Source organism: Thermomicrobium sp. (genome assembly GCF_053493975.1).
Genome location: NZ_JBRBZA010000027.1, coordinates 1 through 6,431, shown reverse-complemented (window position 1 = coordinate 6,431; position 6,431 = coordinate 1). Strand labels below are relative to the sequence as shown.

At 61.2% G+C, this 6,431-nt stretch carries 6 protein-coding genes; all 6 read left to right on the top strand.

Translation table 11 applies throughout. The features are described 5' to 3' along the window. Positions 1-295: CRISPR-associated endoribonuclease Cas6 (locus tag ACWIVK_RS05280; protein ID WP_448575536.1), on the top strand; the 295-nt coding region annotated here is incomplete at its 5' end. Next, complete coding sequence (locus ACWIVK_RS05275) at positions 292-1,992, top strand: type I-B CRISPR-associated protein Cas8b1/Cst1 (RefSeq protein ID WP_448575535.1); 1,701 nt, start codon at positions 292-294, stop codon at positions 1,990-1,992. The genes ACWIVK_RS05280 and ACWIVK_RS05275, both read left to right, overlap by 4 nt. A gap of 76 nt (positions 1,993-2,068) precedes the next feature. Beyond that, on the top strand, positions 2,069-3,136 hold the full coding sequence (cas7i, locus tag ACWIVK_RS05270) for a type I-B CRISPR-associated protein Cas7/Cst2/DevR (protein WP_448575534.1): 1,068 nt from the start codon (positions 2,069-2,071) through the stop codon (positions 3,134-3,136). A gap of 22 nt (positions 3,137-3,158) precedes the next feature. Further along, positions 3,159-3,866 carry a CRISPR-associated protein Cas5 gene (gene cas5 / locus ACWIVK_RS05265; protein ID WP_448575533.1) on the top strand — a complete coding sequence of 236 codons (708 nt, stop codon included), beginning with the start codon at positions 3,159-3,161 and terminating at the stop codon, positions 3,864-3,866. Further along, positions 3,856-6,177: a CRISPR-associated helicase Cas3' gene (cas3, locus tag ACWIVK_RS05260; RefSeq protein WP_448575532.1), complete on the top strand. Its 2,322-nt coding sequence runs from the start codon at positions 3,856-3,858 to the stop codon at positions 6,175-6,177. Before cas5 ends, cas3 begins: the two co-directional genes overlap by 11 nt. 14 nt (positions 6,178-6,191) lie before the next feature. Further along, positions 6,192-6,431: Dna2/Cas4 domain-containing protein (locus tag ACWIVK_RS05255; RefSeq protein ID WP_448575531.1), on the top strand; the 240-nt coding region annotated here is incomplete at its 3' end.

The window sequence follows — 6,431 nt, the reverse complement described above, 5'->3', positions numbered from 1 at the left end:
GGAGGGAGCGACTCCCGCTGGGGAGCCAATGGTGCTGACCGATTGCCCGATCCGGATCCGCGCACTCGGGGTGCATCCGCGGGCCAAGCGGCTGGAGCGCTACAAGGGGACCTGGATCGAGGGGTGGACCGGACGCTTCCTCATAGAGGGGCCGCCGGAGTACTTGCGGCTCGCCTTGGAGGCTGGCCTCGGCGCCAAGAACAGCCAGGGGTTCGGGTATGTGGAGGAAGTCGATGAACGGTCGCTCAGTTTTAGGGGCCGTCAGGAGCAGTCAGGAGAGGAGGAAGGGGCGTGAGTCTTCACTGGACAGGACAACCGTTCGTCGATGCTGGACTCGCTGCTCTTTTGGCAGCTTCGGGGGCGAGTCAGCTCTCGGGGGTAACAGCAACGCATCTGGAGGTGGCTGTCCGCGAACTGGAATCGGTTCTCTTGAGTGACCAGGCCCTCGGAATCGGACTCGAGAAGTCATTTGCCAAAGGCACACTCTCACAAGTGTTTCCGAATAGTGAGTTAGTAAATCCGTCGAACTGGAGTAAGGGTCCAGAAGGGGTGCGAGAAAAGTACCGAACCGCGCTGAGGGAGGATCTGGCTCGAGCCAAGGAGGCTCTTCGTGCTGGGCAAGGCGATCGCTTGTGTGGCATTTGCGGGGAGCGGAGGCCTTCCGCGGGATTCGTGGTACTGCGGCGGGATCGTTTCCCGCTGCTCTCCGGTGCTGTGAATTTTTATCCTGGTCTTCTCCACGGCGTCGCGCTCTGCGGAGTGTGTTCCTTGGCCCTCCGGTTCGCCGTCGCTTCTCTCCTGCGGGTGGGAGAGCGTGGGCGATTATTGTGGTTCCTGCATTGCCCTTCGGATATCGTCGCAGCGCGTATCGCACAGGAGTATGGTTGGGGCCATTTCCGACGTCTTATCGCCGCGAATCAGCCGCTCGACTTTTACGGCGATTGGCGAACGGCCGGAAACAGTGGGGCAATCTTGTGCTTACTATGTCAGTTGTTACGAAAGTTTGCCAATCAATTACGCACAATCTATCAACATGGTATTCCGACTGTTGCATATGTGTTTTCTAATGATAATCAAGGTGGTTATGTCGAGGGTATACCTGTTCCCACATCTATTCTGGATTTCTTGCAGAGTCTGCAGCTCGAGTCAGTCGATGCATTCGACCGATTCGAGCGAGAGGTCTTGTGGGTCGACGCCGCGAAGGACAAGCGCGAGGAGGCGCAGCGTGCCCGTTTCGTCGCCAATGTCGCGGGTCGCATCATGCGCGCCGAGCCGATCGTCGGCGCTTGCCTCGGCGAGCAGAGGCTACTCGGCGGATGGATCGCCCACCGCATCTATTTGCAGGAGGTCAACGGAATGGATCACGCAGTTCTCGCGCTCTTGGAACGGACAGGGATCGCGCTCGCGCAGCACGAGCGCGGCAAGAAGCTGATCGGGAGGCTCGAGCGTGCGCCAGCTCGCGATGTTCGTGCGGTGTTGCTCGACCTCGTCCGCGAGGGTGTGCTGAGTGGTCGGGAGTTGGGGGCACTGCTACCGCCCAACGAGCCGACTAGTGCCCAAATCGTGCGCGATGTGCTGCTCGCAGTGGTCTACGAATACCAGCGGTGCGCTGAGACGGGACAGCCTTTTCCACAGCTTGCGGCAGGTGGGACAACTGTCGAGCCGGATGAGGTCATTCGCCGACTCGAACGAATCGCAAACGATCTGGACATGATGCTCCCCAACCGGCGGCAATGGATCGCTGATCTGATGACTGCACGCAAGACCGCCCAGATCCGAGCCACGTACTTGCGAGCGTTACGGTCGGGTGCCCTGTCACTGGTCGATTTCCTGTTTCTCGTCCCGCTCGGTGACGTCACGCAGGCCTGGGTGCGACGGGACTACCTCTTGGCGTTTCTGTTCGAGCGGGACCGCGAAGCAGTGCCGCCCGATATCGAATTGGTCGAGGCAGAGGAGGCTGCGATCGATACCGTAAGTCTGCTCACGGAGTAGTCGATTCGGCAATGAGCTGGGACAGCTCGTTCGGGCTAGAAGGAAGTAGGGGAAGCCAGGAAGGGGAGTCAGTACGATGGCAGCACGAGCAGCATACCCAGTGGTGACCGGGACAGTTCTCATCGAAGCAACCGGCGCCGCGCTCAACAATGCGGGGCAAGATGAGGGACGGCGCACCGATAACGCGATCGTCGTCAAACAGATTCAGATCGGTCGAAACCGGTATCCCTACGTGTCCGGGCAGGCTTGGCGTCGGTGGTGGCGAGAGGTCCTGTACACCGATTTCGACTGGACACCGAGCCCCGTCACTCGAGAGGCCAAGAGCGCTTACACGGAGGGCAACCCGATCGACTATGCCGAAGACGATCTCTTCGGCTACATGGCGGCACGGAAGCGCGGAAAGGATTCCGATACCTACCGGCGTGTCTCGCCGCTCCGGGCGAGTCTGCTCGTTTCGGTTTTCCCGAACGTCATCGTCAGCGACTTTGGACACTTTTCGCGCAATCTTCCGCCCGGGAGTGACATCATCCCGTTCGAGTCAGAGGTGTATTCGACCTACCTGCAGGGGGTTTTCAGCATCGTCCTGAGCGAAGTTGGGCGATTCGCGGTCGGCGCGATGGCCGACATCTCTCCAGAGTTGGCTCAGAAAAACGAAGGCCGCCTTCGCAAGGTCGCGACCGATCCCAATCAGACCAGGATCTATGAGCTACCAGTCGCGGATCGCGTCCAGCGCGTCCGCGAGGCGCTCCAAGCACTGGCGCGGTTGCGCGGTGGGGCCCGTCTAGCACGCAACTTATCGGATGTCTCCCCCGTGGCCGTGATCGTCGGTTTCCTCGATGGCGGGAACGCGCCGTTCCAGAATTTGTTCGCGAGTGATCCGGTGAATGCTGAGCAGGTGTTCTTGAATCTCGAGCGTTTCCGTTCGGTGTTGAGCGACTACGCTGACCGCGTCCTTTCCGTCAATGGCGGCAAGGCTGTCTTGCTCGGCTTGCGTCCGACCGTCCTGGCCAACGAAGACGAGGTCCACGAGGTGATCGCTCGTGGTGAGCCGCCGTTCGATCGAGTCGCGCTGTTCGACTCACCGCGGCGAGCGCTCGAGCGAGCCGCGGAACTGGTCGAGCAGGCCTACGCTTCGATCGGATGACCGTATGCGAGCGAGGAGCGACATGCTCGACGCAGCTGTCCGGATCCGCCTCACTGCACTGACCGCCTCGTTCCGGGCACCGAGCTTCGTCGCCTATCAGTTGTCCCTGGCTGTGCCGCCCTTGGCGACGATTTTCGGGTTACTCTCGGCGGCGCGTGGGCACTGGGTGATGCCGCAAGAAGTGCCGTGGCTTGCCTATCGGTTGACGTACGCAGGGCGTGCCATGGACTTGGAGACGATCTACACGGTCAAGCGAAAGGATGCGGCCGATACACCGCGCTTCAAGGAACGCAACATCGTGCAGCGAGAGTTTCTCGTTTCTCCAGAGCTGGACCTTTTTCTCCCTGTTGAGTGGCGTGACCCGTTCCTGCGCCCTCGATACCAGCTGGTATTGGGCCGAAGCCAGGATCTCGCGACCGTCGTCTCGATTGAGCCAGCAGCGCTCGAGCCGGTCTCGAGAGGGTCGGTGACAGGGGTGTTACTCCCAGCAGAGGTCGTGGCTCGCAATGGGGTAACAGCGGTTCTCCAAAATCTGCCGGTCGCCTTCACACCCGATCCTGAGCGTGCGCCGGTGCGGGTCACGATGTTCGGTCTCGTCGACGGAGAGCGTTCGGCACGCGGTCTGCGGCTCGTCTCGATCGAGGATGCGGCGGATTGGCTCGTGTGCGATCGCGAGTCCGGCATCGTCGTTCCTCTCTACCGTCAGGAGTGGATCCTCGATGGTCGGTGAACCGCTGGCGAAATCGGATGATCCGCCGATCACGCTCCGGCAACATACGCTGGAGGTCCTGGCTTACGTGGAGCAGGTCACCTCAGCGTACCGAGCGCTCTGGTCACGGGTCCTCGATTCCCAGTCAGTGGACCGCCTGGCGCGTGCCTTGCCGTTGGCTGCTGTTGCGCATGACCTGGGCAAGGCTGCGATCGGCTTTCAGCGCTCCCTGCGGGAACGAGGGTTCCGTTGGGAGTTCCGGCATGAGGTTCTTTCGACAGCCATCTTGCTGGCATCCGGGCACGCCACGAATGGCTCCGGCCAACTCGCCGCCGCAGCGGTCTTGACCCATCACCGTGACCTGACCGACGAACGTCTGTGGCGCGATTGCGCTGTCCCGCCGTTGCCCCGCCCGCAGTTCCTGGAAAAAGCGCGACGCCAGTTCAGCGAGCGAGCAGCCGAGTTGGAGCAGTTTTGGGAGTGGATCGCCCGCTTCTTGCAGGAGGTGGGGGAGCTGCCCCCTAGTCTGTGGCCGCGCTCGCCGCGTGATCTCGAGCCTCCGGCGTCGCTCCTGCAATCTTTGCGAGAGACCACCGATCATCTCCATGCTTTTCGTTCGACGGAGGGCTTGTGCCTGACGCTTTGTCGGGGTTGGCTTCTCGCAGCCGATCACGCGGCGAGTGCCGGTGTACCGCACTTCGTGATCACTTTTCCGACGAATTGGAAGGCCAAGCATGCTGCACGTTTGACACGGTCGCGGGCCCGGGGGGATGGCCAGTTCCGCGCCTTTCAGCGGGCGCTCGGAGAATATGAGGGGAGTGCTCTGCTCATCGCGCCGACTGGTGCTGGCAAAACCGATGCAGCCATCCGCTGGATCGCGCGCAACCGGATCAGCGGTGAGCGCGTCTTTTACATACTCCCCTATCAAGCGAGTATCGAGGCGATGGGAAAAACACTGGAGCGCCTTTTCGGCCGGGAGACGGTCGGGACGCTGCACGCGCGGACACTGGAGGTTGCATTCCAGCGGTACTTCAGTGGGGATGACTATGACGAAGCGTACCAAGCTGCACGCCAGGATGCCGAGCTGAATCGCTTGGTCCATAAGCCCATCAAGGTGACGACCCCGTTTCAGCTCATCAAGTGGCTCTTCGGGCTTCCGCGCTTCGAGGTCGGACTCGCCGAAATGGTCGGAGCGCTCGTGGTCTTCGACGAGATCCACGCTTATGATGCGCACGTGATGGCGCTCATTTTGGAACTCGTGCGCGTTCTGCGCGAACTCGGTGCTCGCTGCCTCTTTATGTCGGCTACTTTCCCGGAATTTTTGCGGCGACACATCGAGGAGGCGTACGGGCTGCCGCTCCGCCTGTTTCGCCTCGATCAGCCACCGGCAGTCGACGCGTGGGCGAAACTGTTCCTCGCGCAGGCTCGCCATCGAGTGGAGTGGACCGATGATCCGCTCGAGGAGTTGGTCGATCTTGTCGTCGACGCTACTCGCGCGGGCGAGCGCGTACTCGTCGTTGCGAATCGGGTGCAACAGGCACAAGTATTGTTCCAGCGGCTGGTCGAGCGCGTTCCTTGCGGGCTGCACCTCTTACATGGACGGTTGACGCGTCGCGATCGCGTCGAACGCGAACAGCGGATTCTCGCTGCCCTCGGGGGGGAGTCGCCCGAATCGGTGCATGTTCTCGTTGCGACGCAGGTCGTCGAGGTTTCGCTCGACATCAGTTTTGACCGGCTCGTGACCGAAGTGGCGCCGGTCGATGATCTTCTGCAACGCTTCGGACGCGTCAATCGCTATTACGAGCATGAGTCGCCGCGGCCGATCCTGATCAGCCGCACGTACGAGGATGCCCTGCACTACGTGTATGACCGCGAACGCCTGGTGCGCACGCTGGAGGAAGCTCCGCTCGACGGTCAAGCCCTCGATGCGTGCGATGCGGAGCAGTGGGTCGAACGCGTGTACCGCGAGGGCTGGACGACCAACGAGGGAAGACGCTTCGAGCAAGCGCTGGCGTCCTTTCGCGCAGTTATCGAAGGCCTGCGCCCGCTTCAACATGCCGAAATGGCGTACGAAGACTTTTACCGGCTCTTCCAGGGGACTGAGGTACTCCCCTCACCGTTCCTGGAGGAGTACACGCGGTACCGGATCGAGGGAAAGCACTTGCTGGCTCAGCAATTTTTGGTTCCCGTACCGTATGGCACGTTGTGGAAGCTGCAACGAGCTGGTCGCATCTCCCAACTCAAAGATGGAACACTCGTCGCATCGATCCAGTACGATCGCCATCTCGGGCTTCTTCCTGAGGTCGCTGATCTCGACACAATGATCGTGTAGGAGAGGGCTTTCCCGTGGATCAGATCGTCACTGGTACGCTCATGTCCTATGTCGGTATCTGTGACCGCAAGATTTGGCTGGCTGGTCATGCGATCGAAGGTTACCGTGACCACGAACTCTTGGCCTTGGGGCGACTGCTGGCCGAGTCAGCCTATCCCCGCGAACGCAAGGAACTGGCTCTGCCTGGAATGAAAGTCGACGTCTTGCGGCGTCGCCCCGCCGATGCCGACGAAGACGAGGCCCTCGTGATCGGG

Coding starts and splice junctions, on each gene's coding strand:
- cas7i (WP_448575534.1), top strand. CDS start 2,069: ATGGCAGCACGAGCAGCATACCCAGTGGTGACCGGGACAGTTCTCATC.
- cas5 (WP_448575533.1), top strand. CDS start 3,159: ATGCTCGACGCAGCTGTCCGGATCCGCCTCACTGCACTGACCGCCTCG.
- cas3 (WP_448575532.1), top strand. CDS start 3,856: ATGGTCGGTGAACCGCTGGCGAAATCGGATGATCCGCCGATCACGCTC.